Here is a 25429-nt window from a genome sequence, read left to right on the forward strand (position 1 = left end):
CGCACGTATTGGAGTACCGCCTTTAGGCGGAATCTGGGAGCGCCTTCGCGGATCATCGCTCCGCGCATTCCAGAACCGGCTCAAGCCGGTACTACAATACGTGCCTGGATACACGGAGGCGCTGACGTCTTGACACCACATCCCATCATTTCCTACCACACTCGATCCCTTCTCAAACCATGAAGCCTCAATCCATCTCCCGCGTGCTGCACGGGGCAGCAGCAGCCCCGGACCGCCAGCAGGGTCTGCTGGCGGATCTTGATCTTTCCCCTGACTCCGCGCCCGGCTCCGCAGAGCTGCACCTCCACCCGCACGTGGCCGCGTGGCCGTGGCGGTTTGAGGTGTATCACCCCGGGCTGCGCGAGGTTCTGCCGTCGGTGCAGGCCTTTTGCAGCGCCGTGATCCGCCGCGAGCAACCCCGCCGCTGGGTCTCCCTGCTGGGCCCCTCCGGCGTGGGCAAGACGCACATTTTGAAGCAAGCCCTCGCCTGCCTGCAGTCCGCCGCCGCACGCGGCCACTGGAAGATCCCCACCCCCACCGGCCATCGCGGCCCGCAAATCGCCCACCTCATCCCCGCCGTGGACCTGGAGGACTTCCGCGCCGCCCGCGACTACGCGAAGTACGATGTCATCTACATCGAGGACATCGGCAGCGGCGCCGCCCTGGACAAAGGCGCCGGTGCCGTCACCCGCAACCGCATCGCCGAGCTCCTCCAGCTCCGCTCCGGCAAATGGACCCTGCTGGATGCGAACCTCTACCGCCGCGAGATCGAACAACAAATCGACGGGCGCATTGCGTCGCGCCTGAAGCGCGATGGCAGCTGGATGGTCGAAGTGCCGCAGGAGGTGCCGGATTTTTGGGATCGGTGAGGGTGATGCAGGCCTATGGGGTGCATCAGCCTCCCATATTTTGTCAAGAATTTGCACACTGACCCCATTTTTAGGAATCGGTTGAATTTGGCTTTTCAATGCCATGCTGAGGACGAGTCTCCACCTATGGGGAGGTGTGCGCGGGGCGTTTCTGACCGTGCTTCATCAGTTTTTCCAGCACTCGGGCCAGTCCGTTGGCGACGGAGTGCCAGCCGTCTGCGGCGGGCTTCCATTTGTTCAGAGCCTTGGCTTTTTCAGGCAGCGCATTCAAGGTGCCCAAGGCGGTTTTTTCCCAGCGGCAGGATTCAAGAACGACGGGCACGACGATGGTTTCTCCCTTTTTATGCAGCTCCAGTGCCTTGGGGATTTCGTGCTGGGTGATGTAGTCCGTCGCCAGCGCGGCGGTGCTGGCCAGGATGATGATCACATCGGCCTCGCGCAGCTCGCGCTGGATCGTTTCATCCCACTCGTCCCCGGGGTCGATCATGCGGTCGTGCCAGTGGCGTTTCAGCAGGCCTTCGTTGTGCAGGATCTTGAGTTCCAAATCCAGCCGCTTGCGCTGGGCGAGGTTCTTCTTGGAGTAGGAGATGAAGGCGGTGGGCTTCCAGATCTCCTCCTGCCGTGCAGGGAGTGTGGAGAACTCATCGTTCGGCCCCTTGGGGTCGATCATCACGGTGCCCTGGCTTGGCACGGGCACACCGGTCTGTTTGCGGTTGCGCTCATCGGCAGACAGGATGGCGGTGGACACCCAGGCTCCTTGCACCCTCGTTTCTTCCTCGGGGTTTAGGCCCGGAATCTCGGCATTGATGTCTCGCATCTCCGTCTGGCAGAGTCCGGCCAGTTGCTGCCGCGCCTTGGCCGGTCCGGTGACGGTGATCATCACCTGCAGCGGCGTCTCCGCACGCAGCAGTGCGCGGGCACCCTCACGCGCGAGCACCGCCCCGCTGGCCCATTGCTGCGGCTTGCCGTTCACTTCTTCGATGAATTCATGCAGGCGCACGATGGCGCGTGCCACCAGTCCTTCCGGCAGCGCTTCATAGGTGTAGCGGAGGTGGGTGGCTTCCGCCGCCTTGGCAAAGCTTTCCACGCCTTTGGGCTGGCCGATGGGCAGGGCCTGCGGCACCAGCCACATACCGCTGCCGGAGCTGCGCGGCACGTAGGCGATCTCAAAGCGCTTCATGATCTCCACCAGATACTCCCGCATCTTCACGTCCTTTTCCTGGGCCAGCACTGCGTCCACATCCGCCTGCTTGAGCACGCCGGATTGTTTTTCGGCACGGCGCACCAGACCGTAAACGTTCTTGGTCAGCCAGAGCGGTTGCAGCACCGTGGCCTCGCGCAGGCGGGGGTCGTTGCGGTAGTTCAGTGCTGCGCCCAGGTTGTGCAGGATTTCTGAGAGCGAATCCTGTTCCCCGGAATCCGTGACGCCGTGACTGGTGCAGAGCGCACGATACTCCGCGTAGGACAGGTGCGCGCGCTTCCGCCGCCCGGCAGACAGCGCCTTGCGCACGGCCACCCACTCGGGCTGGAAGGGCTCGCGTATCCACTTGAGTTTGCTCACCTCTTGGCACAGGGCCTTTTTCAGCTTGGCCACGCCCTTTTGGGTCTGGCAGTCCATCTCCACAAAACCGGCGATGAAGGGATAGCGCTCCTGGAGCGCCAGGCGATCCACCTTGGGGCGGCAGCCGGGCACATCCCATTGGTTCAGGACCACGACCACGGGTGGTCCCTTGCCAGTCTCTTTGTCCGTGCCAAAGGCGCGGATCAGCCGCAGCCAGTATTCCGCGTCTTCCCGTTCATTGTTTTCCCGGCCGCTGAGCACCAGCACATACACGCTGCGCACGCTGAAAAAGAACTGGTGCAGCGAATGCGTAATCACCTGCCCGGCAAAGTCCCACACATGCGCCGTCACCGACCCGCCCTTGCAGTTGCCCATGGGCCAGTCGCACAGGGCGATGCCCGGCGTGCTCTTCTCATCCTTGTCAAAGGGCTCACCTTTCAAGGCGCGCACGGTGCTCGTCTTGCCCGCGCCTCCACGTCCTACCAGGATCAGCTTCACCTCGTTCAGCGGCTGGCTGTTTTTCGCCCGGCTGCCGAAGTAGTAGGCCAGGATTGTCTGCGGATTGGCTGGCGTTTTCTTATTTTCATCGACCTCCGATTTTCGTGGTCCCAGCACTTCTGGGGACAGGTTTAGCCGCGGATTGTCATGAAGGTACAACTCCTTCAAACTCTTGAGCTGCCGCATCTCGTGGGGCAGTCTGGCGAGCTGGTTCTTTGCGAGCGATAGCTTCCTGAGCTTTCTCAACGAGCCTATGAACCCAGGCAAGTAGGTAAGGCGATTGGCTCCCAGCCAAAGTCCTTCCAAGTTTTCAAGTCCGGCAAACTCAGAGGGAAGAACTGTAAGTTGATTTTCATTCAGGGAAAGAACTGTCAGCTTCTTGAGCTGGCCGATCTCCACCGGCAGCGATTTGAGCTTATTATTGGGAAGAAAAAGACTGGCGAGAGCAGATAGTCGACCGATTTCTGGCGGCAACGAGCTGAGCTTGTTGTCCTCGATGTAAAGCTCGATGAGAGCCGTGAGCTGACCGATCTCCGACGGCAGCGCAGTGAGCCGGTTGCCATAGAGATCGAGGAAGGTGAGAGCGGTGAGCTGGCCGATCTCCGGCGGCAGTGAGCTGAGCTCGTTGCTGTATAGAGAAAGAGAGGTAAGAGCGGTGAGCTGGCCGATCTCGGGCGGCAGCGAACTGAGATGGTTTGCTTGGAGATCAAGCTTGGTGAGAGCGGTGAACTTACCGATTTCCGGCGGAAGCGCGCTGAGCTGGTTGTGACTGAGATCAAGCTCGGTAAGAGCAGTGAGCTGGCCGATCTCGGGCGGCAGAGAGGTCAGGCCCAGAACGCCCAAATTTAATCTGGTGCCTCTTTTTCCTTTCTGAAGGCAGGCTTGAATCCTCTTCAGCGCCTCATCATAGTCCTGCTGTTCTTTTTGAGTCATCTTGGGCATCGGCATGGCGGAAGGTGACGGGCGAATGTGGAATGTCGAGGCGAATGCTGCGGAAGGCAGGGCGGGAGTGGTAAGAGCGTGGTCTTGGGGCGGGGCTTTCCAGAGCCGGTTGCAAACCGGCGCTCCCAGTACGGACTGCCGCGCTAGGCTGGGTGCTGTGGCCGGGGGCGGGGATTGCGCGGGCGCGGGGGTGGTGGTAGGGTCGGGGTTATGAAGAGATCCTGGGGATTTGGGCTGGCGGTTTTTGCCGGGTTGTTTTTGGGCGCGCTGGTGCTGGCGGATCTGCCTGCTCCTGGCAAAGCGTTGGACATTCGATTCGGTGAATGGAAACCGGTGAAGGTGGTGGGGATCACGCAGGAGGGGCGGGCGAGCTTTGAGGGGCAGCGGTCTGAGGTGAGGGCGAGGCTGGTGGCGGACGGGGAGCCGAGTGGGCATCTCTTTGTGTGCTGGCGTGAGGCACGCTCTGGTATTTTGTGCTTTGGTGAGGCATCGCACTTTTATGTGTGCCTGGAGGACCGGGTGATCGGCCTGCCGAAGGAGTTCATGGGGAGCACGACCTGCATTGAAGTTTACGAAAGGAAGGTGGCGCTGGAAGATTTCACGAAGACGAGGGACGAACTGCAGGCGGTGGAGGTGTGGTCGGGCCGTTCGTTTTTGGATTACAAAGAATGCCTCACTCTGAGGGAGGCCGTGGGTTTGGACTTCTTCGATCCCACCCATGCCGGCGAGATCAAGAACGTGAGCATCGATGAAGTGACGCTGGCGGGCGAGGAGATGACGCTGCATTTGACCAATCATGTGAAGACCAAGGCGCAGGTGACTTTTTCAGCGCGGACGCTGAAGCCTGTGAGAGCCCACGTGGAGGGGGCGAGGTGAACGCGTGAGCTGAAGGTGGAGGCGGAGGTGGATGTGGTCCCCGCCCTTCGCTGCGGCGAGTGGAAATCTGCGTGGCGACGCCGGAGGGCGTGAAACGGCACAGCCGCATGTGGACGCTTGATTGCCCCAAAGACTTCGCCGAATGGGTGGCTGCGTTTGGAACGCTGCTGTGATGATGAGACTTATGCCTGACGAACTTGCCATCAAGCGCCGAGGTGAGGAATTGACCGCCAAGATTGACCGTGAGTTCAAAGCGTTTTCTGCGCGCAAGCCTTCCAGCCAGCGGGAGACAATCCTGAAGGAGCTTGAGCACGAACGGAATGAGGTGCTGCGGAAGTATTCCGTGGGCGGGGTTCAACTGGAGCCGAAGTGACCGCCCGATGCCCCACCCCATGAACCCGGCTCCCGAGTCTTAGGCGCAGATTGTCAGAGATCTGGCGCTGCTGCGTGCCACGGTTTCCACGGCGTTTGAAAGTGGTGCGGAGGGGTTGCACTTGAAGTTCAAACGTGACTGTGCGGCGAAGGGGGTGAGAGTTGCGGACATGCCCAGGATCACCTGCACCTGCGGGCAGGTGCAATGAAGGGCGGGCGCCGCAAACGGACCACGCTGGAACAAAACGGATGCAGGCGGCGGCTCGCTGGGCAACTGTGGTGTTGTCCGCGCTTTCCGCCACGCAGACGCGTGATCCGGGGCGTGAGGCCATGATGCGGAGTCCCTATTTGTGAATCGTGCGAGGAGTATCACCGGAGAAAATCATTGAACCATGGAGAGCTGCCCTTTCTGCCGCATCGCGGCATGCGAGACTGAAGCGGTCCGGATCCTTGAGGATTCGGCGACCGTTGCCTTCCTCGACCTGAACCCTGTGAACTCCGGACACACCCTGGTCATCCCCAGACGACACGCCTCTTCATTGACGGACCTGACTGGCGGGGAGATCGCCGCAGTGATGAAGACCGCGCAGCGTGCCGCCGGGGTTTTGCGCGACACCCTGCCCGGCTGTGCCGGCATCACTTTGTCGCTGGCAGATGGCGTGGGCGCCGGGCAGGAAGTGCCACACGTGCATGTGCATGTGATTCCGCGTTTTACTGGCGATCAGTTTGGATGGCGGCGCTACGGCATGGCAGCAGACCCCGCTGTTTTGCGCTCCATCGGCTTGCAGCTTCGCGAGGCCCTCACGGCTGATCCATCCGAGCATCCGTGAACGACCCCGGAAGAAACTCAAGGCCGGGCAAGACGCTGCCGAGGTGACGGAAGATCCGGGGCATTTCCTGTGCGATCTGGATGATCCCGCGTGGGTGGAGAAGGCTGCGCTGCCACGCGGCAGGGTGATGCGCTGGAGGCCGTGGTGCTTTGCCACGCGCCTGCAGGTGGTGCTTCAGGCGGAGGATTTCCACACGCTGACCACGGCGGCGGAGCGGCCTTCACGGTGGCGGCGGCTGGTGAGGGGAATGATGCGATGAAACGATGTGTGACGGGCAGGCCGACATGCAATCGGGTTGCGCAAAAGTTCCCGACGCCGATCTTCGCCCATGAACTCCGAACACCTCCCCACCGCCCCTATGTGGAGACATCGGCTGCCCTTTGGCGCAGGTGAGGTTCAGATTTGTGGCCGCTCCGAGCGCCCCACGGAGGAGCAGCAGCGGCTTCTGGCGCTCTTTCTGCCGCTGCTGCCAGCGCTGACCAAGGAAGTGCTTCAGAGGCTTGAGCCTCCCGAGGGCTTCTGCAAGTCGGACCTGCCTGAGGAGCTGGAGCTGTACGAAGTGCGCTTTGAATCCTCGGGTGATGTGGAGCTGTTCTTCGAACCCAGCCTTGAAATCGAAGGCTATGATGCCTGTCCCATGGCCACATGCTCTGCGGCGGGCCACCTGCTGTCCGTTTGCTGGACAGTCTGAGCCTGCGCCAATCTTTCGAAACCACACACCATGAAAACATTTCTGCTATCGGCACTCCTTGGGGTGCTTTTGTCTGTGGCATGCCTGGGGCTGGAGGGCGGGCTGGATTTTCTGAGCGGCATCCCGGAGCTGCGCGGGCTGTCGCTGAAGATGTCTGAGGATGAGCTCAAGACTCAGGTGGAAAAGCACGGGCTCTATGCCAGGAAGGAACAGCAGAAGGAGCGGGTGTCGTACTGGGTGCTCACTCCCGCAGGCGAAAATGTCATCGTGAGTTTTGCCGCTGGGAAGTGCACGGGGATTCAGAGGATGCAGCCGGTTCCGAAGCAACTGATCCATGAGCAGACGGGTGCCGAGCACGGGGCCTGGATGGCGCGGAGTGCCGGAAGCAAGGGGGGCACGAACGGGAGCCCGCCGTTGCCCACCCCTGCGCAACTCGCCGCAGACGAGATGAACGCGGAACAAGCCAGGCAATGCCGTGAACACTTCACGAGCTACCTTTCCAAGTGCCCTGAAAATGAGATTCGCTGCCTTTGGTTTGTGCGGGATTTAGCCGATGTGGGGATGATCATGCAGATCCAGCTTCAGGAGTCGAAGGTTTACACCGTGCGGGATGCGTTTGACTGGGCGGAGCAGAATGCGAAGACGCGCGAGATGAGCCACTACCAGATGGTGGTAGCGAAGGAGCTGCTGCCGGACCTCCCGGCCAGCACGCCGGGTGTGCCGTTTGCCGAAGGGCTGCATCTTTCGTTCTGGCTGGGGAAGAAGCTGCACACCGTGACCTACAGCAGGAAGGCGGTGCCGCTGCTGGTGCAGCGCCTTTATGATGTGGGCGGCGGACCTGCTGATTTCACGTATGCGAAGTAGTTTCACTCGATCGAATCGCCTGCCGTCGGGTCATTAGCGGCCATGGCCCTCATCATCGTCATTTTCTGCGCCTTGTTTTGCGCCTTGTTTTGTGCGCCCGGGGCGGTGGGGTTTTATACCACGAGCTATTGAAAACGGGTCTGAGCAGGTTTGTACGGGTAGCGTGGCGCTCCGGTCGTAGGTTGGATGTGTTTGGCGTCGCAACCGCTTCTTCGCTCCACAACTCCCTCCGCCAAACCGTCCGACCACGGGGGTGTTCGCACGCCCCGATGTTTGCGGAACGCTGATGGACGGGCGGGCTGCCGCCACACCCATCCTACGTATGGCGGGCATGCAAGCATCGGCTGCCCGATTTGCCTTGAAGTCTCCAACTGAAAACAAAGTCTCTCCTTCAGAGCCGAACTTTCATCGGCTCCGAAATAGACCCGTTTTCAATGTCTTGTGGTATTACACGCGGCGGGCGTTTCGGCGGGAGCACGCTGGCGGCGCGTGGCGGGTGTTTTTTTTTTGCGGGATGGCAGGGCCAGGATTTTTTGCCGGAAATTTGCACACCGCTCCGCAGTCATTTGTTGAATTTTCCCCGGATGGAGGAGCTGGATGTTTCGGGCTTTGACAGGGGCTGGCGCTGCCTGCTGCTTCTTTTTTCCACGTTTTCCATGGTGGATCTCATTTCAGGGTCCTCACGGAGGGTTTTCTTTGCCTTTGGCGGTGCGGGCGGCGGCGGCTGCTGCTCCATGATGATGATGTTCTGGGAGCCTGGGGGCGGCGGCTGCTGCTCCATGATGATGTTCTGAGAGCCTGGGGGCGGCTGCGGGTGCTCCATGATGATGTTCTGGGAGCCTGGGGGCGGCTGCGGGTGCTCCATGATGATGATGTTCTGAGAGCCTGGGGGCGGCGGCTGCTGCTCCATGATGATGTTCTGGGAGCCTGGGGGCGGCTGCTGCTCCATGATGATGATGTTCTGGGAGCCTGGGGGTGGCTGCGGGTGCTCCATGATGATGATGTTCTGGGAGCCTGGGGGTGGCTGCGGGTGCTCCATGATGATGATGTTCTGGGAGCCATGGGGTGGCAGCGTGGTGCGCCTCTGCGGCACCCTTTGTGCATAATCCGGGTCGCTGAAAAAGGTGCCCAGGTGGGGGTAGGCTTTCTGGGCCGCAGGGTCCGTTTTGAGCAGCCGCAGATGGTCTTCGTCCAGCAGGACGTCCACGGGGTCCTGCTGATTGGAGGTCTGGATGGACTGCAGGGCCTGGGCGTGGCGGGAGGGGTCGGCGGTGAAGAAGCTGACAGAAGGGCCGCCGCAGTGGTAGGTGTCCAGCGGGGTGTGCGTGCTCATGTGTGAGCTGCGGTAGAACGGGGGGCGGGAGTTGAAGCCGATGATGGAACTGCGCACCACCTCCCCGACTCCCAGCACGAGATTGGCCTGCTCATCGGGGGAGAGGTACTCCTTTTCCTGCGCGTGCTGGAGCACCTGCGCGCGGTGATTTTCCTGGAAGCTCTCCAGCATCTCCAGCACGGGCTGTGGCGGCGGGGGCAGCGCTGTCTCCCGCCCATGGCGGTCCTGCAGCTTCATGCCGTCTGCTTGCTTGGCCACGACGAGCTTGCACACGGGATTTTGCTGAATGTCTGCGGTGCTGCGGTCCAGCGTGTGCGCGCAGGGCACGGGCATCCAGGGGTCCACCACGACGACTTTGCGCGGGTCATTCACCTGCACCCTGCGGTCTCTTTCATCGGAGATCGTCACCGCATCTGGCTCGGCGATGAAGACGTAGGTGTGGTCGATCTGGTTGCCACAGGCGAGGATGATGAGGCTGCCATCCGGGATGTCCACGCCCAGGCTCTGCAGTGACTGCGGGTCTGTGAGCAGTGCAAAGCTCGTGTAGGCATGCTCGGCGCACTTGCCCGTGCCTGTGGCGGCGGATTTGTAGCAGTCTGTGAGGACGCTGGAGCTGTCCTCGCCATAGTGGAGCATTTCCTCCACGTCGATGCCGCTTTTTTGCTTCCGCTCATGGTCCACTGCGACGAGCTGCTTGTAGCGGCTGTAGTATTTTGGACCGAGGTGCTGGCCGTTGAGGTCATTGTCCTCTGACTTGGCCACATTGAAGAGTTCTTCGCGTTTGTTGTAGAGCAGGACGTTTCTGCCGGAGGTGCGAAGCACGTCCGGGGCCTGGTTGGGCGCGCCGTCAGTGATGACGGACTTCACGGCGGCATTCACCGCCTGGGCGCAGTGCAGACTCTGCATCGTCTGCGGGCTCACCTCCAGATTGCGGGCCTCTGCCGGGCGGATGTCGATGCAGTCGAAGGACACGTGTGGCTCTGGCTCCAGCCCGGGCCGCAGCTCCTTCAGGCTCTGGCCGACGATCTGATGGATGGTGCCGGGATTCTGCTGCATGTTCTGGAGCATCTGGGCCGCGCGCTCCGGCGGCGCGTGCAGCAGGTGATCCCGCAGCGCCTTGAGCCCCTCCCAGTCTGGCACCGGCTCCGGGTCTGCGGCGGCGGCGGCCACCAGGATGGCGCTGATCTGCTTGCATTTTTTCCGCTCCATGAGGCTCTCTTTGAATGAGACCTCAAACTTGAGCAGAGGCTCCAGCCCCTGCTCGGTGCGCGGGTCCGCCCTCATGACCGGGCCGCCCTGCTCTGCGGTGAGCGGGCCCAGCGCCTTCCAGATCTTGTCCTCAGAGATTTTGACTTTCATAGCACACAGTTTTTTTGGGGGTGGGTGGGGGCGCACAGGCGCAGCCGCGCATGCAGTGCCGGGGAGGGAGCGCCTTGCGTGGGTGATCAGGATGTCACGTGAGATTATTTAAGAATAAACCACGGCATTCCAAGTCATTTTTCACAAGCCGGTGATGAAAGTGACCCACGCAGAGGCGCAGGGTGCTGACGGTGATGCATGCGGGTGCGCCGAGGAAATGGGCGCGTGTGGTGATCCAAGGAATCGCGGAGCACGGGGTGCGGGCCCGGCTGTGCGGCGGGAGTGTGCGGGTGAGGGATGATCCCCCGCGTCCCAGGTGCGATGGGTGGGTGCGATTTTTTTCGCCTGTCATTTTCGCCTGCCTCCGCCACTTTCGCTGACTTATGACGCCGACTCCCGAATCTTATGCGCAGATCGTGCGTGACCTCGCGACGCTGCGTGCCTCGGTGCCCATGGCCTTTGAGAGTGATGAGGCGGAGTATGAGTGCAGTGCGGTGATGACGGAGGCGGAGGTGCTGGAGTTTGAGAGGGCGCATGGGGTGCGGCTGCCGGAGGAGTACCGGGCGTTTCTCATGTGCGTGGGAAAGGGCGGCGCGGGGCCGGGCTATGGGGTGTTTGACCTGGGCGAGTGCGATGAGGGGTTTGATTTCCGCGCGTGGCAGGAGGGGGATGGTTTCGTGGGCACCTTGCGGGTCCCCTTCCCTCACGCGGCGGCGTGGAATGATCTGTCGGGCATGCCGGAGGATGCGCTTTCTGAAACGGACGAGGCGGCGTATGAGCGGCAGCGGGCGGCGTTTGAGGAACGCTACTTTGCGCCGCTGGACGGGGCCATCCCGATCTGCCATCTGGGCTGCGCGCTGCGCCAGTGGCTCATCGTGTCCGGCCCGGAGGCGGGCCATGTGTGGGAGGACCGGCGCGCGGATGATGAGGGGCTCTCGCCGCTGCAAACGCGTGGAGGGGAGAGGGTGAGTTTTTATATGTGGTATCGCGGGTGGCTGGATGAGGAGATGGGGAAGTGGGTGAGGTAGGGGGAGGGAACGTGGGTGTGCGGGGTGTGTGCTGGGAGCGCCGACATTTTGTCGGCTCTGGGTGCCGCTCCGCCGCAGGAGGGAGCGCTGTGTTTTCGCGGGGCTTTGGGTGAAGGCGGTGTGGCGGGGACGTTCGCCGGAGCCGACAGCATGTCGGCGCTCCCAGTGATGAGCGCTGTGTTTGCGCGGGGCTTCGGGCGGGGTCGGTGTGGCGGGGACGTTCGCCGGAAGCCGACAGCATGTCGGCGCTCCCAGTGATGAGTGCTGTGGTTTCGCGGGGCTTTGGGTGAGGGCGGTGTGGCGGGGACGCTCGCCGGAGCCGACAGCATGTCGGCGCTCCCAGTGATGAGTGCTGTGTTTGCGCGGGGCTTTGGGTGAGGGCGGTGTGGCGGGGACGTTCGCCAGAGCCGACAGCATGTCGGCGCTCCCAGTGATGAGCGCTGTGTTTGCGCGGGGCTTTGGGTGAGGGCGGTGTGGCGGGGACGTTCGCCGGGGCCGACAGCATGTCGGCGCTCCCAGTGATGAGTGCTGTGGTTTCGCGGGGCTTTGGGTGAAGGCGGTGTGGCAGGGACGCGCGACGGAGCCGACAGCATGTCGGCGCTCCCAGTGATGAGTGCTGTGGTTTCGCGGGGCTTTGGGTGAGGGCGGTGTGGCAGGGACGTTCGCCGGGGCCGACAGCATGTCGGCGCTCCCAGTGATGAGTGCTGTGGTTTCGCGGGGCTTTGGGTGAGGGCGGTGTGGCGGGGACGCGCGACGGAGCCGACAGCATGTCGGCGCTCCCAGTGATGAGTGCTGTGTTTGCGCGGGGCTTTGTGTGAAGGCGGTGTGGCGGGGACGTTCGCCGGAGCCGACAGCATGTCGGCGCTCCCAGTGATGAGGGGCGCTCAGCCATGAGCTTTGCCTGGCGCTGCGTTCCTCCAAACGAGGGCCTTATTTCCTGCCCGCGCTGCTCCACCGCCATGCTTTGGCTTCCGCACACAGCCCTGCTTTCACGGGGTTTTGTTCGATGTACCGCGTCACGTTCGCCAGATGCTCCGCATCTCGAATGTAGCGGTCATGATAGTCGCGCTGCCAGACGGTGCCGGTGCGTCTGAGATGGGCATTGATTTGCCTGGCGGTCCACGTCTTCCATGATTGCACGATGCCGCCCAGCGGCCAGCCCTCCTGCGTTTCAATCAGGACATGCACATGATTGGGCATGATGGACCACGCGAGCAGCCGGTAGCGTGCAGGGTCGAAATGCAGGAGGGCGTCTTCGACGATGTGTGCCATCGCATCCTCACGCAGCCAGCAGGCGCCATGCCCGGCATCGATCCAGGCCTCCATGCGACGCTTCTTTTCCAAATCACGCACGAGGTCGGTTTCATGCGCCAGCTCCAGCTCCCAGCGCTGAAGCTTCTCGGCGGGCAGCGCATCGGCGAGACGAAAGGTGACCGCCTGGATCAAGCCGGGCTGATCCAAATGCGGCAGGTAATCGCGGGAGTGCCAGCCACGATGAGATCCAAGAAGCATCGGCCATGGATGCCGCTTGAGGAAGGGGTTTCAACTGGCTTTGGTGCTTCTTTCATGGTGCCCGTTCTACACTGGGAGCGCCGTGCGGCGCGGTGCTGGAGTCTGTACTGGGAGCGCCGACATTTTGTCGGCTCTGGGTGTGGCTCCGCCGCAGGAGGGAGCGCTGTGGTTTCGCGGGGCTTTGGGTGAGGGCGGTGTGGCGGGGACGCGCGACGGAGCCGACAGCATGTCGGCGCTCCCAGTGATGAGTGCTGTGTTTGCGCGGGGCTTTGGGTGAGGGCGGTGTGGCGGGGACGCTCGCCGGAGCCGACAGCATGTCGGCGCTCCCAGTGATGAGGTGCCTGAACAAAACGGATGCAGGCCAAGGCGTGTATGGCATGTGTGCGACATCGAAGGCTTCACACAAGCTGTCGCCTGAGCTATGACGTCCGGCTTCACAACCCATCCCCTGCCCTTTTTCCGACCATGCTGACTCAGGCCGTCATCAAGCGCCGCAAGGATTGCTCCGTGCTGATGTTTATCGCGTTCATGCTGATCCTTGAAGCGGTGATCGCGCTGCCGGGATTTCTGTATTTCTATTTTTGGGAGGGAGCCGGGCTGCCGTTTTCCGCCTTCATCGGATTGCTGCTGGGGAATATGGTGCTGTCTCTGCTGGAGGGACTGGGTGAGGTGGTGGCGTTCGTGCGTGGGATGTTCCGCCGCCCTGACAGGACGAAGGCAGGCAAGGCGAAGTCCAACCACGGAGGTGCAGATGCCCCTGTGTAACGATCAGGCGCCGCACCCGGCGGGCGCAGGCGGAGGCAGCCCGTACGCCCGTGCCATGCTGGAGTGCTGGCGGGGCGATGTGAAGGCGACGTACACGATCCTCCGCGACGATGGCTTCCAGGCAGCGGTGCCCGTGGCGGCGGCTTTTGCGGGGCCGCCCTTCAGTCCGCTGGAGCAGCTGGCCATGGAGCGCTGCTGCGGAAGCATTCTCGATGTGGGCGCGGGTGCGGGGCGTCATGCGCTGTTTTTGCAGCAGCAGGGCCATGACGTGACCGCGCTGGAGCTGGAGCCTGAGCTGGCGGGTGTTTTGTCTGAGCGTGGCGTGATCAAGACGCGGACGGGGAGTGTGTTGACGCTGGCGGGAGGACCGTTCGACACGCTCCTCATGCTGATGAACGGCTTTGGGATGGTGGGCACGGTGGGGGGTGCGGCGGCGTTCTTTAAGAATGCGCGGAAGCTTCTGGCGAAGGACGGGCAGATTTTATGCGACTCGCTGGATGTGCGGCAGACGCTGAACCCGGTGCACCTGGCTTATCAGGAGAGGAACCTGCGCGAGGGCCGCCCTCCGGGGCAGATGCGTTTCTGCATCGAGCATCAAGGCTGGCGCGGCGAGGCGTTTGACTGGCTGCACCTGGACTTCGACAGCCTGCGCGATCTGGCGCGGGGCCACGGCTGGTACGCCGAAGTGCTGGCGCGCGAGGACGATGGGCACTATCTGGCGCGGCTGCGACTGATGTGAGGTGTTCGTCCTGCTACAAAATTTCTTCCACCCAAAACCCCCATGAATCCAGCACCATCACCAACATCACCACCGACACCTGCGCCGGAAAGTCCTTCAGCCGTGTGGAAGTTTGAGCGTGCGGGGATGCTCATTTTCTTCAGCGTCCTCATGGTGTCGCTCTACGCTGCGCATGCGTGTCAAGAGCCGGTGATGCAGTGGCTGGGGCTGCACGGGGGAAGCCCGGGGGATGCTCCGCCGTGGTATTTCATCACACGAGATTTTGCGCAGGGGATCTGCAGCGGCGGGGCCCTGCTGCTGTGCGTGCTGGTGGCGGCGTTCATGTGGCGATGGTGGCCAGGCTACGCCGCCATGCTGGTGTGGATGCCGCTGCTGTGGCTGGGGCAGGACGTGGCCCGGAGCTGGATCATCCATCAGGCATGCCCGGGGCTGCTGGAGGGCCAGCGCATCACCAGCCGGTGGCCCACGTTTCAAAGCTACCTGTACGATCATGACATCGCAGGGGCGAACACTGCGGTGATGGCCGGCGCGCTCTTGCTTTCCGTTGTCCTTTCGCTGGGGGATGTTTATGTGCGGCGCAGGCTTGCGGCGCGGAGAGCCACACGAGCCTGAAACGAAACCTGCGCCCATGAAACCGCACGCCCCGCTGATGCTGCTCCTCACGGGGATGGCGCGCCTTGGCAGGCGAATTTCCGCGTGTGAGAGCATCGGTGCATTTTGTCAAGTTTTTGCACACTGACCCCATTTTTCCCGGCGAATTTCCGCGTGTGAGTGCATCGGTGCATTTTGTCAAGTTTTTGCACACTGCCCCCCTTTTTCCTGGCGGCGGATGTACGCGGTGTTTGCGGTACGGGAGTGATGGAGTGGGGAACGGGACAGAGGTCTCAACCGCTGATGAGATGTTAAGAAGAGCTGATCAAGGCAGTCAGAAAATCCGGATTCATTATCAGTGTCATGTCAGTGGTTAAGATCTGAATTTTGACCACGGAATACACGGAATCAGATTCAAACTCAGGTTCCGTGTATTCTGTGTGTTCCGTGGTTGAACCACTCTGGCGGCTGACGAGGGGCGCGTGATGCGCTCCACGGCTCAGAGGTTCTTCGCTTTGTCTTTGCCGCTGAGGGCTTCGGTGGCGGAGATGTCGCGGACGTAGATCCAGTCGTCGTGGCCTTCCTGGCGGCCGGCCATGAGTTTTTTGTCGCTGCTCTTGAAGCAATTGTCGCGGGTGGACCAGGAGAAGCGGACGTCTTTGCGGTAGACTTTGAGCAGGGCCTTGATGTCGTCATCGGTCATCAGGGTGTCGGTGCGGTGGAAGAACTCGAGGACGGTGATGTTGTTGCGCAGGCTGGCCTGGATGATGTAGCCGTCTTTTGTCCACTCGTACTGCTCGGTGTTGGCCATGCGGGGGGAGACGGATTTGCCTTCGCCGTAGCGGGCTTTGAGCTCGGCGAGGGTCTCGCCAATGCGGGCGTGTGTGGTGGCGGTGATGGCGAGGAAGAGGCCGAGGGATGCGAGGAGGTGTTTCATGGGGTGTGGGTGCAGGATGAAGGGGCGGAAGAAAGAAGACCGCCTGCCTGAGGACTGATCCTAGGCGTATGGACGGCTGATTTTAACTGCATGGCATGGGGTGTCCAGATGTATGTCCAGGGTGGCTGATGCAGGACGTGCTAGGCATGGTGCTTAGCGCCCACCTCATCAATTCAGCGTGGTGTGGGCGGGGCGGCGGGCGCTGATGCTGGGGCGGCGGCGGTGGTGAGATCGAGGTGCAGGGGCGGGGCGGCGCTGGGGATGAGGAGGTGGGGCGGGCCGGACTGCTGCACGAGGTAGTCGGAGTCTTTCAAGGCGGGGAATTTTTCGCGCTCGGCGGTGGTGACGGGGCGCAGGATGAAGCCGGCGGGGAGCGGCGGGAAGACGAGGGCGGCGATTTCCTGCGGGGTCTTGCCGGGCATGGTGAGGCGCAGCTCGTTCAGCTTCACGACGTGGGCGATGGCGGTCTTGCCATCCTGGCTGACGCTTTCTTCATATACCTGCAACTGGCGGTCGGCGTGCAGTTTGGCGGCGAGGTAAACGAACGCGGCGGGGACGGTGACGACGAGGAGGATGAAAAGGGAGGTCGAGCGGAAGGTCGATTTTTTCATGCGAGTGGGGTGGTGGTGTGGCGTGGGTGCGCTGAGCGTGGCCGGCGGGCGGGGGGATTGTAAACTGGGAACTGAAAACTGAGAATTGAAAATTGGCGGGAGCAGGGGTGAGGCCAGGACATGGGTGGCTCGCTCCCCCGCCCTGGCGGCGCATCTTTTGCAGTTGTTTGAACAAATCGGTTGAACTTTCGAAAGTGGGACCCAATCGGTTATGGTAGTCCGTGGCATGTTTCTTCGGCTACCAGATCATACCACACCCACACTTTCCCAGACCATGGCTCTTTCTTCTTCTGCAAAAGCCCGCTCAGGCGGGGGCGTGACGCGCAGGCGTGGGAAGTCGCCGAAGAAGGGGGCGGAGGGCGCGGGCTTGGGAGCTGCGGATCGGGTGATGGGTGAGGAGCAGGTGACGGCGGCGGATGCGGCGGGGCGGGAGGATGAGTCCTTCACGGCCTGCTCGTCTGCTGCAGCGGAGGCGAATGCGGCGGGGCTGGGGCAAGCGGGTGCCGGGGCAACGGCCACGGCAACGGCTTCGGGGGTGGGTGCTGCGGGCGGGAGTGTGGGTGCGGGAGCGACGGGGGTTCCTGCGTGTTTGCGACTGTGGCTGGCGCGGGCGCGGGCGCTGGGGCTGACGGAGCCGCAGGTGGTCTTTGAGCTGCATGTGCGCCAGGGGCTGCCGCTGCTGGACGTGGCGCGGGTGCTGGGCCTGGGGGTGGAGGCGGTGCGTGAGCTGTGGCTGCAAAGCCGTGCGGCACGCGCCGCGCTGGCTCCGCAGTCGGAGCTGGATTTCACGTCGATCCGCGAGCACATCGGCGCGGCGCTGTGGCAGACGGTGGAGGCGACGTTTCCGGATGTGATGTCGATGGCGGACGCGGATGAGGACGCTGATCCGCCGGGGGCTTCGTCCCCGCCCATGCTGTCGGTGCGCCTGAAGGCGCTGGATCAGATCGCGAAGCTCTACGACATCACGCTGGAACAACGACCTGCGGCTTTTGCTCCCCTGCCCTACGCGACGCCGGATGACATCGCGGATGATGTGAGGATGAGGGTGCTGGAGATGCACCGGAGGGGGGAATGATGAGCGCGGAGCTTTTTCGTGCCCGGCCTGCTGCGCGGCTGGATCTGCACCGCGCGAGGAGGGGGATCAGCGCATGCCATGGCAGGAGGGCATGCAGGAGGGTGGTGGTGCCGGGCTGGAGTTCGTGGTCTTAATTTTGGGGCATGAGCGAGCACCTTCGGCTGGTGGTTTTATTAATGATAGTTTCCGGTGCATTCCGCAATTGAGCGCAGCTGCTGGAATGATTTGTTGCAGGATGTTTCATTGACTTTTGCCAGTGAAAGTTTTTTTATCAAAACACCCCGGTTACTTTGTCAGCTTTTTATTTAAAGGTATGAAGCAGTCTGATTCCACATTTACCTCTTCATCATGTCATGAATAGCAATTCAGCTCCTAGTGCAGAGACCCAAGATGGAAAGCCTAAACTGCCGGAGCCAGGGAAGGCGCCCCGGGAGCCCTTTTCGCCGCCAAAGCCGCCGTACCGCAGCCTGCAGGGCTACACGATTGATCCAAGCCTGGAGACGCACCTGGACACGCGGCTGGTGAGCCATGTGACCTTTCATGTGCCGTGGGAGGAGCTGCAGCGCGGGCCCTGCGGGGAGTATGTGGAGGTGATCGATGTGGATCCGGCGAGCCGCTGCTACTACGAGCCGGTGGATCTGGACCACCCGCGGCTGCTCGCGCAGGGCGGCTTCCCTCCCAGCGAGGGCACGCCGCAGTTTCACCAGCAGATGGTGTATGCGGTGGCGAGCCTGACGATCCACAACTTTGAGCATGCGCTGGGGCGGCGCACGCTGTGGCGGCATGTGCCCAATCCGGACAACGAGTTCGATGACAAGCAGTTCTGCCAGCGGCTGCGCATCTACCCGCATGCGCTGCGGGAGCGCAATGCCTACTACACGCCGCAGCGGGTGGCGCTGCTGTTTGGGTATTTCAAAGCTTCCAGCGATGACCCCAGCGACCACATGGGAGGCAGCATGGTCTTCAGCTGCCTGTCTCATGACATCGTGGCGCATGAGACGACGCATGCGCTGCTGGACGGGATGAACCGCAATTTCCTCAATCCGAGCAACCCTGATGTGCATGCCTTTCATGAGGCGTTTGCAGACATCGTGGCGGTGTTTCAGCACTTCACCTTTCCGGAGATCCTGCGCCACCAGATCATGGCCACGCGTGGTGAGATAGCGCTGAAGGACAGCCTGCTGAGCGAGCTGGCGGGCCAGTTTGGCCGCAGCATTGGCAACCGTGGCGCGCTGCGCAAATTCATCGGCCAGCCGCCGAATCCCGCCGACTACCTGAACACGACGAACCCTGACTTTCAGGAACCGCACAACCGCGGGGCGCTGCTGGTGGCGGCGGTGTTTGACGCGTTCCTTTCCATCTACAACCGCCGCACGGCCGATCTGCTGCGCATCGCCACGGGCGGCAGCGGCATCTTGAAGCCTGGCGCGATCCATCCGGACCTGGCGCAGCGGCTGGCCGATGAGGCGGCCAAGTCTGCGAGCCATGTGCTGACGATGTGCGTGCGCGCGATCGACTACTGCCCGCCGGTGGACATCACCTTTGGCGAGTTTTTGCGCGCGGTGATCACGGCGGACCTGGATGTGGTGGCGGATGATGACCTGGGGTACCGGATCGCCTTCATCCAGGCCTTCCGCCGGCGGGGCATCTACCCGCGCAGCGTGCGTACGCTGAGCGTGGAAAGCCTGCGCTGGCGGGGGCCGCACTCGGGAGACTATGCCTCCAAGAAACTGGACAGCGTGCTGTTGAAGTTTCGCGAGGAGTTTTCGGACAGCATTTATGTGAAGTCCCGGAAGGAGCTCTTTGGTCTTGAGGTGCGCATGCGGGCCAAGATCCATGAGATGCTGAAGCACCACTTTCAAAATGGGGCGGATGGAAGGGCGGACGCGGCCTATCTGGGCATCGACCTGAGCCTGCCGGGCTTTGAAGTGCGGACGGCGCGCTTTGCCTTCCGCATCAATCCGGATGGCGGCACCTTGCCGCAGCTCATCATCGGGCTCTACCAATACCGGAAGGAGCCCGTGGACCCCGACCAGCGCACTGGGGCCGAGCACCTCTTTGAGGGAGGCAGCACGCTGGTGGTGGATCTGCGGGAGGACACGGTCAACCTGCGGGCGGTCACCATCAAATACTGCGTGCGCAAATCGCTGGCGAGCGGTGCGCGCTCTGACCGCCAGCGCAGCTTTGCGGAGTCTGACGCCGGCAGCCTGCGCTACACCTACTTTGGCCACGGGCTGGGTTCCGAGGCTGAACCCATCGCCGCGATCCACCGCTGCTAACTTCATCATTCTGCCAACCGGAGTCCTCCCATGCCCACCAAATCCGCCAAGTCCGCCCCGAAGAAAGCAGCCAGGAAGGCTGCACCAAAGGCTGCCAAGAAAGCTGTGGCCAAGAAAGCTGCGAGCAAGAAAGACACAGGCAAACACACGCCGGTGCGCGTGCGCATGTACCGGCAGGGTCTGGGGGACTGCTTCCTGCTGACCTTTGATCCCGATGGGAATGAGGTGCACATGCTCATCGACTGCGGGAGCCTGGGGGCTGAAACGACGGGCAACGAGATGAAGGACATCGTGGCGCACATCCGCGCCACCACGAAAGACCACATTCACCTGCTCATCGCCACGCATGAGCATCAGGATCACGTGAGCGGCTTTCACACGCTGAAGAAGGAGTTTCAGGAGATCTCCGTGGAAAATGTGTGGCTGGCGTGGACGGAGAACCCCGCTGACAAGGACGCGCAGGATCTGGAAAAGCGCAAAGGAGACCTGGGCCGGGCCGTGGCACTGGCGGTGAAGGCTCTCTCCCAAAATGCTGCCGCGGGGTCCCAGGCAGCGGCCATTGGCGATGCGATGAAATCCCTGCTGGGATTCACCGGCAGCGCGGATGAAATCCTGGGCGCTGCTGCGGCCAAGAAGCTGGCCAAGACCGTGGATGATGGCATGACCTTTGTGCGCACGGGCCAGCGCACCAAATCCGGCGAGGAGGTGAAAGCCGACTACCTCAGCCCCGGCGGACGCGCCATCGAGCCCGCGTGGCTGCCGGGCTTCCGCTTCTACGTGCTGGGGCCGCCGCGTGACCTGGCCAGCCTGAAGGACATGGGGGAGGACGGCAGCTCCGAGATCTACGGCATCTCCGCCAGCCTCAGGGCGGCGGCCGCAGACCTGCCTGACGCCACGACGGCTCAGGACGACACGGTGATGCCCTTTGACGCACGCTTCCGCCGCGATGAAACGGACCCCGTGGTGAGCGCGGGATACGCGGAGTACTTCAAAGCAGAAAACCAATGGCGGCGGGTGGACATGGAATGGCTCTACGGCAGCGCTGACCTGGCGCTGCAGCTGGATGACATAACAAACAACACCAGCCTGGCCCTGGCGATCGAGCGCATCAGCGATGGCAAAGTGCTGCTCTTTCCAGCAGATGCGCAGGAGGGGCACTGGCTCTCCTGGCACGAGCCGAAGGTGCCCTTCAGCTATGTGCAGAACGGCGCCACGCACACCACCACTGCGGAGAAGCTGCTGAACAAAACGGTGTTTTACAAAGTGGGCCACCACTCCAGCCACAACGCCACGGCCAAAGCCAAGGGCCTGGAAATGATGACCAGCGAGAATGAGCTGGTGGCCTTCATCCCGGTGGACCGCAAGGTGGCGCTGAAGCGCAGCCCGAAAGGCACGTGGAAAATGCCTGCCAAGGCCCTGTACCGGCGCCTGCTGGAAAAGTGCCAGGGCCGCGTGGCGCGGTCTGACATCGGCTGGGCGGACGACCCCAAAAACGCCGAGCACAAAGACGTGGAGGCGAACTTCAAGGACACGGCCACGGCGGCGGAATGGGCGCAGTGGCGGCAGTCCCAGGCGGCGGCCCCGGTCACCATCGACCCCGGCGCCCAATCGCTCTACATCGACTACACGCTCTCCTGAAGCAGCCAGCCGCCGGGACGTCCCACCACATTTCACCACACCTCAACATATCCTACCACAACCCGTGCCTGCGCTCCCACGCTGCCTGACGCCCTCCAAGCCCAGAAGAAACGCCATGAAACTGCACCTCCTCCTGCTCTGCACGCTGTGCTGCCTTTCCCTGCCCGGCCATGCTGAAACGACGCCAGCGACCAGCGGGCTCTCCGAGGCCGCCAAGGGCGCCCTGCAGGGGGCGGTCACGGCGGCGAAGAAAGACCTGTCTGAGAAAAACGCCGCCCTCACCGCCGCTCTGAAAGCCAAAACGGACGCCATAGCGGCGCGCGACGCGGGTGCTGAAAAGATCAAGGCACTGGAGGAGGCTGCGACCAGGAGCACCGATGCAGCGGCCAAGGCGGCCGCACAGCAAGCACTGCCGGCGGCGGCGCTCAGCCAGCTGGCATTTCAGAAAGCGGCTGAGGAAAAGACGCTGGCAGCCGATGCCGCGCAGAACGCGCAGATTGCGGCGGAAAACACGCTCAACAGCCTGCTGGGCACCGGCTCCGCCACAGACAATCCCCTCACCTTGGGAAATGACAGGATCTACCAGGCCTCCCTGGCGGCGCTGACGAAGATCTTCGTGGTGGCGGTGCTGCTGGAAAGCGGGCTGGCCCTGCTGTTTACCTGGTCGGTGTTTCTGGCCTTCTTGAACCGGCGGGCATGGCGGCCAGTCATCATGTTCTTCGCCGCTCTGATTCTGGTCTGGGGTTTTGACCTCGACATCGTGGCGCAGCTGATCGCCATCTACAATGCGACTCCGGCCGGAAACGCGACCGTGACGGGCTTTGCCAGCTGGGCCTCGATGTTCATCAGCGCCACGGTTCTGGCAGGAGGGAGCGCCGGAGTCTTCAACATGATGGCGGCCCTCGGCTTCCGCAGCAAGCAGGAGCGCGACAGTTCGCCGCCCCCGCCCGGGGCGGACCAGGCCTGGGTGTCGATCCGTCTGACCCGCTTCAACGGCGCCACGCACAACATCAAAGTGAACATTGAAGAGATCACCGATGCGAGCAAGCTCCCCAGTCCGCCACCGGCGGCCACCGCAGGCACCATCTCCGGCAAGACTCCTGCTTTGGGCGATCTTTTCATGTCGATCAAAGACCGCTTCCCGCCAACGGCCGGCTACACGGTGAAAGCAGGCACGTATTACAAGATTCAGGTCATGGACGGAGAGAAGGACCTCATGGAAGACAAAGGTTTCTACAAATTCGCCCCAAGAGCCATCGTTGACCTGGTGGTGCCCTGCCCCGCCTAGCGCCATCAGCAGCCCCTCCAGTCTGGCGGGCCGATGCAGCAAAGATTTGAGGGAGATCAGAACATGCCCCAGGAAACCCATCCTTTATGACACCCGCCACCGCATTTCACCCACGGTTTGCCGAAGCCAGCAGCGGATTCAGCTTTGCAGGGTTTCAGCAAACCTTTCATGATGCCTGGGGATTTGTTTTTCCCAATGGCATGCTGCTGCTGCTGTGTGTGGCCGTGGCGTGGTATGTGGGGCGCGTGAAAATTCCGAGCCTGCGCATGCCGGTGGACCGCACGAAAGAAGGGGTGGCGGCACTGGCCAAGTTTTTGGAGGAGTCGAACCTCTTTGGCTCCAAGCTGTTTCCGGCCTTGGTCCTGCTGATGCTCGTGCTGGCGGCACTGAATGTCTTTTCGGTGCTGCGCTTCGCCTCTTACAACGTGCTGCCGCCGCAGCTGACCACCATGCCCAGCCACCTATACCAGCGCATGGTGGATCCTGAACTATTTCTGCAAGTCCTGGCCAAGGAGCCTGGCATCAAGTACCCCGGCGACTTGTATCGCAGGTTTCACGACCATGAGCAGGACCTCCGGCGTGAAGCCGAGGAGAACCACAGCATCGGCACCTACTACTGGGAACGCGATGCGGGCGAGTGGGCCGGGTTTGCCGGGGACATCAAGCTGCTGACCGCTGTGGCCGTGATCTCATGCCTGTTTGGCCTCAGGCACAAGCGGTGGGGGTCGATCCCGCGCTGCCTGCTCGCAGTCGTGCTGCTGGCCGCAGGGTATGCGTACTGCCTGGCCAAAGAACTGTATTGCCGGGAGCAGATAGCCTATACCGTCATCTCCTCCTACCGGGAAAAAATTCTGGAAGATGGGAAACAAGATGCGTCCCAGCTCCTGGAGCAAGGCGTGGCCATCGTGGACAAGCACCCGGAATGGCTGCTCACCACCACCAATGCCTCAACGGCCTGGTGGTCACTGCGCTGGATCAACGTGGAATTCTACACCCGGGCCGTGGAATTGTTTCGCGGCGGGATCGATGACTCCGGCGGCAAAATGCACCCCGAGTTTTCCAAGGAGAGGTTTCTGAGCATCAAGGAGCGCCTGGAATGGGAGAAGAAACAGAATCCCCCTGCGCCACCTCCACCCGCCAGTGCCGCCCCGAAGCCTGATATCCGCGACGCGGGAAAAGAGAGTGCGAAGTGAGGCAACAGGCAGCGCCCATGCCGCCGCTGCGCCTGAAGGCGCTGGATGAGATCGCGAAGCTCTACGACATCCCCTTGGAACAACGCCCCGCCGCCTTCGCCCCCCTGCCCTACGCGACGCCGGATGATATTGCGGATGATGTGCGGATGAGGGTGCTGGAGATGCACCGGAGGGGGTGAGGGGGGCTCGTCCCGCCAGCTCTTGCTCGTCATCGACCATAGCGCTCCGCTGGGCTTTATCACTCGCTCGGCTTGTTGTTTGTATTTGCTTATTGGCAATTGGCCCCATAGTACCTACCCACGAGCCCAAAAATCATCCATGATGCCTCCTTTTAAAGAAGCCAAGACTGCGCAGGCAGCTGCGCTCTTGCTCCAGATGGCGGGCGGTCAGATGAGCTACATGAAGCTCATCAAACTGCTGTATCTGGCGGATCGTCATGCCCTAGTGACCTGGGGCAGACCAGTGACATGTGACCGCTGGGTGTCGATGAAGAACGGGCCCGTGCTCAGCAACACGCTCAACCTCATCAAACAGCATCCGCCGGGTGAATGGAGGCAGCTGGTCAGCAAGGCGACCGACTACGATGTCAGGCTCAAAGTCGCTGAACCACCTCAGGACCGCCTGTCCGAGGCTGAGGTGAAGCTGCTGAAGCAGGTGCATCGCAAATTTGGCGCTGTAGGAAAATGGAAGCTGGTGGAGATGGTCCACACGCTGCCTGAGTGGCGTGATCCGGGGCAGTCGATGTTCCCCATCAGTCCGGAGGACATTCTGCGTGCTGAGAAATGGTCTGATGAAGACATCAAAGCGGTGTTGTGTGAGCTGGATGCCGTAGCGCACAGTGAAAGAGTCCTTGAGCCAGTCGCATGAACCTTGGGAATGCGGCATCAGGCTCTGCTCTCGGCAAAGCCGGTGATGCGTTCATGCTTCCACGCGGCAAGGACAACATCCCGCATCTCCATACCGTGGTGCTAGCCTCAGACAAGGCAACGGCGCAATGCATCGTGGTCAATTTCACCACCAAGCGCCGAGGCGTGGAGCAGACTCTGGTGCTGGATGATGGGGACCACCCTTTCATCAAGCATGAATCCTGTGCTTTGTTCAGTGATGCCAAAGTGGTTTCTCTGAGCGCCCTGCAACAAGGGGAAGCCGCAGGAACCGTCGTTCGTCAGCCGCGATTCTCCGCAGCAGTTCTCAAAAAAATTCAAGACGGCATGATGAAGTCATCCTTCACACCGCAGATCGTGAAAGAGAAGTATCATGCCTGGACGCGGGCAGCGGCCAATCCGCCGCCGAGGCGGACGTAGTCGAATTTGGGCGGATTGAGCGAGACGCGCCATGCAGGATGATGCGTTCGGCTGAAATCGACGCAGGCTTGTCCTTGAGCTCCGGGGTAGGCGGCAATGCTGAAATTGCTCATGGGTTGTGATTATTTGAGATATCAATTCATATAAACGGCAATACATGCGGGCAACTGAATAGCATTAAACCTTCAGCTTGAAACGAGACGCTGCCTTCGCATGAATGAAATCTCTCCGTAGGAATTTCACGACATGGCACCCACATCTCCAGCATGATTGA

The 25429-nt window shown here is 61.9% G+C and carries 25 protein-coding genes; 19 read left to right on the plus strand and 6 right to left on the minus strand.

Annotation, left to right across the window (positions count from 1 at the left end; translation table 11 throughout):
• Positions 1 to 179: 179 nt before the first annotated feature.
• The gene (locus AC24GY_RS25115; protein WP_487688590.1) at positions 180 to 869 is read left to right on the plus strand and encodes a P-loop NTPase family protein; all 690 of its coding nucleotides are present in this window, start codon (positions 180 to 182) and stop codon (positions 867 to 869) included.
• A 124-nt stretch (positions 870 to 993) separates the two neighbouring features.
• Here AC24GY_RS25115 and AC24GY_RS25120 read toward each other — a convergent pair whose 3' ends face one another.
• Positions 994 to 3771: a leucine-rich repeat domain-containing protein gene (locus AC24GY_RS25120; RefSeq protein ID WP_487688592.1), complete on the minus strand. Its 2778-nt coding sequence runs from the start codon at positions 3769 to 3771 to the stop codon at positions 994 to 996.
• 309 nt (positions 3772 to 4080) lie between these two features.
• On the opposite strand from AC24GY_RS25120, the gene AC24GY_RS25125 reads away from it, so the two are divergent.
• Entirely contained in the window at positions 4081 to 4746 is a 666-nt protein-coding gene (locus AC24GY_RS25125) for a hypothetical protein (protein WP_487688595.1), read from the plus strand.
• 184 nt (positions 4747 to 4930) lie between these two features.
• On the plus strand, positions 4931 to 5119 hold the full coding sequence (locus AC24GY_RS25130; RefSeq protein WP_487688598.1) for a hypothetical protein: 189 nt from the start codon (positions 4931 to 4933) through the stop codon (positions 5117 to 5119).
• Positions 5120 to 5158: 39 nt separating this feature from the next.
• On the opposite strand, the gene AC24GY_RS25135 is transcribed toward AC24GY_RS25130, so the two are convergent.
• Positions 5159 to 5290, minus strand: a complete 132-nt coding sequence (locus tag AC24GY_RS25135; RefSeq protein WP_487688600.1) for a hypothetical protein — start codon at positions 5288 to 5290, stop codon at positions 5159 to 5161.
• Positions 5291 to 5510: 220 nt separating this feature from the next.
• On the opposite strand from AC24GY_RS25135, the gene AC24GY_RS25140 reads away from it, so the two are divergent.
• The 4 genes from AC24GY_RS25140 to AC24GY_RS25155 all read left to right on the plus strand — a co-directional run bounded on the left by AC24GY_RS25140 (position 5511) and on the right by AC24GY_RS25155 (position 7503).
• Complete coding sequence (locus tag AC24GY_RS25140; protein WP_422321853.1) at positions 5511 to 5948, plus strand: HIT family protein; 438 nt, start codon at positions 5511 to 5513, stop codon at positions 5946 to 5948.
• 43 nt (positions 5949 to 5991) lie between these two features.
• Positions 5992 to 6207, plus strand: a complete 216-nt coding sequence (locus AC24GY_RS25145) for a hypothetical protein (RefSeq protein ID WP_487688603.1) — start codon at positions 5992 to 5994, stop codon at positions 6205 to 6207.
• A 69-nt stretch (positions 6208 to 6276) separates the two neighbouring features.
• Positions 6277 to 6639 (plus strand): hypothetical protein, encoded by a 363-nt coding sequence (locus tag AC24GY_RS25150; RefSeq protein WP_422321852.1) that lies wholly within the window; start codon positions 6277 to 6279, stop codon positions 6637 to 6639.
• Between the two features lie 30 nt (positions 6640 to 6669).
• A complete protein-coding gene (locus AC24GY_RS25155; protein ID WP_487688607.1) occupies positions 6670 to 7503 on the plus strand; it encodes a hypothetical protein in 834 nt (277 codons plus the stop codon).
• 562 nt (positions 7504 to 8065) lie between these two features.
• Here AC24GY_RS25155 and AC24GY_RS25160 read toward each other — a convergent pair.
• Positions 8066 to 10195: a hypothetical protein gene (locus tag AC24GY_RS25160; RefSeq protein WP_487688610.1), complete on the minus strand. Its 2130-nt coding sequence runs from the start codon at positions 10193 to 10195 to the stop codon at positions 8066 to 8068.
• A gap of 383 nt (positions 10196 to 10578) precedes the next feature.
• Here AC24GY_RS25160 and AC24GY_RS25165 point away from each other — a divergent pair, with 383 nt between their 5' ends.
• On the plus strand, positions 10579 to 11223 hold the full coding sequence (locus AC24GY_RS25165) for an SMI1/KNR4 family protein (RefSeq protein ID WP_487688612.1): 645 nt from the start codon (positions 10579 to 10581) through the stop codon (positions 11221 to 11223).
• A gap of 930 nt (positions 11224 to 12153) precedes the next feature.
• On the opposite strand, the gene AC24GY_RS25170 is transcribed toward AC24GY_RS25165, so the two are convergent.
• Complete coding sequence (locus tag AC24GY_RS25170; protein WP_487688615.1) at positions 12154 to 12735, minus strand: REP-associated tyrosine transposase; 582 nt, start codon at positions 12733 to 12735, stop codon at positions 12154 to 12156.
• Positions 12736 to 13200: 465 nt separating this feature from the next.
• On the opposite strand from AC24GY_RS25170, the gene AC24GY_RS25175 reads away from it, so the two are divergent.
• From AC24GY_RS25175 to AC24GY_RS25185, 3 genes are read left to right on the plus strand one after another with little or no spacing between them, the layout of a single operon-like run.
• Positions 13201 to 13500 (plus strand): hypothetical protein, encoded by a 300-nt coding sequence (locus AC24GY_RS25175; protein WP_487688618.1) that lies wholly within the window; start codon positions 13201 to 13203, stop codon positions 13498 to 13500.
• Positions 13487 to 14239 (plus strand): class I SAM-dependent methyltransferase, encoded by a 753-nt coding sequence (locus AC24GY_RS25180; protein ID WP_487688621.1) that lies wholly within the window; start codon positions 13487 to 13489, stop codon positions 14237 to 14239. Before AC24GY_RS25175 ends, AC24GY_RS25180 begins: the two co-directional genes overlap by 14 nt.
• A gap of 42 nt (positions 14240 to 14281) precedes the next feature.
• Positions 14282 to 14851, plus strand: a complete 570-nt coding sequence (locus tag AC24GY_RS25185) for a hypothetical protein (RefSeq protein WP_487688623.1) — start codon at positions 14282 to 14284, stop codon at positions 14849 to 14851.
• A gap of 478 nt (positions 14852 to 15329) precedes the next feature.
• On the opposite strand, the gene AC24GY_RS25190 is transcribed toward AC24GY_RS25185, so the two are convergent.
• The gene (locus AC24GY_RS25190; RefSeq protein ID WP_487688626.1) at positions 15330 to 15767 is read right to left on the minus strand and encodes a hypothetical protein; all 438 of its coding nucleotides are present in this window, start codon (positions 15765 to 15767) and stop codon (positions 15330 to 15332) included.
• Positions 15768 to 15940: 173 nt separating this feature from the next.
• On the minus strand, positions 15941 to 16378 hold the full coding sequence (locus tag AC24GY_RS25195) for a hypothetical protein (protein ID WP_487688629.1): 438 nt from the start codon (positions 16376 to 16378) through the stop codon (positions 15941 to 15943).
• A 274-nt stretch (positions 16379 to 16652) separates the two neighbouring features.
• On the opposite strand from AC24GY_RS25195, the gene AC24GY_RS25200 reads away from it, so the two are divergent.
• The 8 genes from AC24GY_RS25200 (at position 16653) to AC24GY_RS25235 (ending at position 25155) form a co-directional block, all read left to right on the plus strand.
• Positions 16653 to 17453 (plus strand): hypothetical protein, encoded by an 801-nt coding sequence (locus AC24GY_RS25200; RefSeq protein ID WP_487688631.1) that lies wholly within the window; start codon positions 16653 to 16655, stop codon positions 17451 to 17453.
• 353 nt (positions 17454 to 17806) lie between these two features.
• Positions 17807 to 19732 (plus strand): hypothetical protein, encoded by a 1926-nt coding sequence (locus AC24GY_RS25205; protein ID WP_487688634.1) that lies wholly within the window; start codon positions 17807 to 17809, stop codon positions 19730 to 19732.
• A gap of 30 nt (positions 19733 to 19762) precedes the next feature.
• A complete protein-coding gene (locus AC24GY_RS25210) occupies positions 19763 to 21370 on the plus strand; it encodes an MBL fold metallo-hydrolase (RefSeq protein WP_487688637.1) in 1608 nt (535 codons plus the stop codon).
• A 115-nt stretch (positions 21371 to 21485) separates the two neighbouring features.
• Positions 21486 to 22658, plus strand: a complete 1173-nt coding sequence (locus AC24GY_RS25215) for a hypothetical protein (RefSeq protein WP_487688640.1) — start codon at positions 21486 to 21488, stop codon at positions 22656 to 22658.
• An 86-nt stretch (positions 22659 to 22744) separates the two neighbouring features.
• Complete coding sequence (locus AC24GY_RS25220) at positions 22745 to 23851, plus strand: hypothetical protein (RefSeq protein WP_487688642.1); 1107 nt, start codon at positions 22745 to 22747, stop codon at positions 23849 to 23851.
• Positions 23852 to 23868: 17 nt separating this feature from the next.
• A complete protein-coding gene (locus tag AC24GY_RS25225) occupies positions 23869 to 24030 on the plus strand; it encodes a hypothetical protein (protein ID WP_487688646.1) in 162 nt (53 codons plus the stop codon).
• 139 nt (positions 24031 to 24169) lie between these two features.
• The gene (locus tag AC24GY_RS25230) at positions 24170 to 24718 is read left to right on the plus strand and encodes a Panacea domain-containing protein (protein WP_487688648.1); all 549 of its coding nucleotides are present in this window, start codon (positions 24170 to 24172) and stop codon (positions 24716 to 24718) included.
• Complete coding sequence (locus tag AC24GY_RS25235; RefSeq protein WP_487688651.1) at positions 24715 to 25155, plus strand: hypothetical protein; 441 nt, start codon at positions 24715 to 24717, stop codon at positions 25153 to 25155. Before AC24GY_RS25230 ends, AC24GY_RS25235 begins: the two co-directional genes overlap by 4 nt.
• Positions 25156 to 25429 lie beyond the last annotated feature (274 nt).

This window comes from Prosthecobacter sp. Pr1, from assembly GCF_057652315.1.